This is a genomic window from Mucilaginibacter sp. P4_E8 (assembly GCF_056401495.1).
The window spans coordinates 1-2,013 of record NZ_JBFUJG010000332.1 but is presented as its reverse complement, the minus strand read 5'-3'; the positions used below and the strand labels follow the sequence as shown (position 1 = coordinate 2,013).

Genomic DNA, 2,013 nt, shown 5'->3' with positions numbered 1-2,013 from the left:
CTTTACTTCACCCATCCGCCGTTATCCTGATGTAATGGTGCACAGGCTCCTGTTTCATTATTTAAATGGAGGTCAATCTGCCAATGCCGAGCATTACGAAAAACTGTGTTCGCACAGTTCGCAAATGGAGAAGAAAGCAGCTGATGCCGAGCGTTCATCGGTAAAATACAAACAGGCCGAATATTTGAAAGATCAGGTTGGCAACATATTTACCGGCATCATATCTGGTGTTACCGAATGGGGCATGTATGTAGAAATCATTGAAAATAAATGCGAAGGCATGATCCGTTTGCGTGATATATCTGATGATTTTTATACTTTGGACGAGAAAAATTATGCTATCATTGGCCAGCGTAAAAAGAAGATCTATCAACTTGGCGATGAAGTGAGTATCAGGGTAAAAAATGTTGACCTGACTAAAAAGCAAATTGATTTTTCGTTAGTACAGGAGTAATACGTTAGTTGATTGGTTGCCATAAGTTAGCTTAACCGCTCGCTTGATCAACCCAATCAACTATTTAACTAATAAAATGAAGAAACTTACAGATCTGCAGGTATTAATAAATGAAGCTGTTGATAAACTTACCTTTCCTGAATCCCCTGCGGAGTTATATGAACCCATAAGTTATATATTGGCCCTGGGCGGTAAACGCCTGCGCCCTGCCCTGCTGCTCATGGCTTGTGATCTTTTTGGCGGCGATGTGGAAAGCGCGGTTGAACCTGCTTTGGCAATAGAGGTATTTCACAACTTCACGCTGATGCATGATGATATTATGGATAAAGCGCCATTGCGCCGCGGTCAGGTAACTGTACATGAAAAATGGAACGCTAATGTAGCCATCCTCTCTGGCGATGCCATGATGGTAGAATCGAACAAGCTGATGATGAAGGTTCGGGACGCCATTTTACGCCCGGTAATGGATGTATTTAACGAAACAGCCACGGGGGTATGCGAAGGTCAGCAGATTGATATGAGCTTTGAGGAGCGCAATAATGTAAGCATTAATGAATACCTGAATATGATACGCCTTAAAACAGCGGTATTATTGGGCGGTACCTTAAAAATAGGCGCCATTATTGGCGGCGCTGAATTAAACGACGCGGATCTGTTATGCAGCTTTGGCGTAAACCTGGGCATAGCTTTCCAGTTACAGGACGATATACTTGATGTATACGGAGATCCTGATAAATTTGGCAAACAGGTTGGGGGGGATATTATATCCAACAAAAAAACTTACCTGCTCATCAAAGCTCTTGAACTGGCTGAAAACCAACAAGCTAACGAGTTAAATAACTGGCTCACCGTGCGGCAATTTGATGCGCAGAATAAAGTGACTGCCGTAACTGACATATATAACCAACTACAAATAAGACAACATGCAGAAAAAGCTATGCAAACCTATGCAGAGCGCGCATTTAATGCATTAGACAATATAAACCTGCCCGAAGAACGCAGACAGTACCTGAGACAATTTGCCGATAGTTTGCTGGTAAGGGAGCATTAAAACTTGAGTGATGCATATAGATCTTTAGATAGAATTTATATGCTCAAAGTTTGATTTGATTATCCTGCTAAAGGTCATTTTTTATAATCTTCAAACAAGATGTCTTCGTTTGTTCTATAATTTTACAAGATAGACTTCAAATTTTCTTTGTTCAAAAGTTTCTTTAAGGTCCTGTAGGTATTTAAAATCTTCTTCGTATTGTATTATATTCAGCAACTCCCTCCCTGAATTAGTCAAACCATAACATGAAAAGGGCATTTTTTCAATATTATCATTACTTATCCATATAGCATGTCTTAAATACTTAAAAGCTACGCCCATTTTACTTATTTCTTCATTTTCAGTTTTTACATAAAATTCTGCACTTTTCTTCTTGGTAAAAGCTAAAGTATCTGATTCAATAATTATTCCTGATGAACGCATGATTAACAATTCCGCATAACTGATATTAAGTTTTTCAAAATCTTTTATATCATCCTTTAACATATAACCATCACGGGTAAAATAA

Annotated in this window: 3 protein-coding genes; 2 read left to right on the top strand and 1 reads right to left on the bottom strand. The window is 38.8% G+C overall.

Annotation, left to right across the window (positions count from 1 at the left end):
* Together AC1DRQ_RS31105 and AC1DRQ_RS31100 are read left to right on the top strand one after the other, a co-directional pair.
* On the top strand, positions 1-454 hold a 454-nt coding region (locus AC1DRQ_RS31105; RefSeq protein WP_477429939.1), incomplete at its 5' end, for a S1 RNA-binding domain-containing protein.
* Positions 455-530: 76 nt separating this feature from the next.
* Entirely contained in the window at positions 531-1,505 is a 975-nt protein-coding gene (locus tag AC1DRQ_RS31100) for a polyprenyl synthetase family protein (protein WP_477429937.1), read from the top strand.
* 114 nt (positions 1,506-1,619) lie between these two features.
* Here the strand turns inward: AC1DRQ_RS31100 and AC1DRQ_RS31095 are convergent.
* On the bottom strand, positions 1,620-2,013 hold a 394-nt coding region (locus AC1DRQ_RS31095), incomplete at its 5' end, for a hypothetical protein (RefSeq protein ID WP_477429935.1).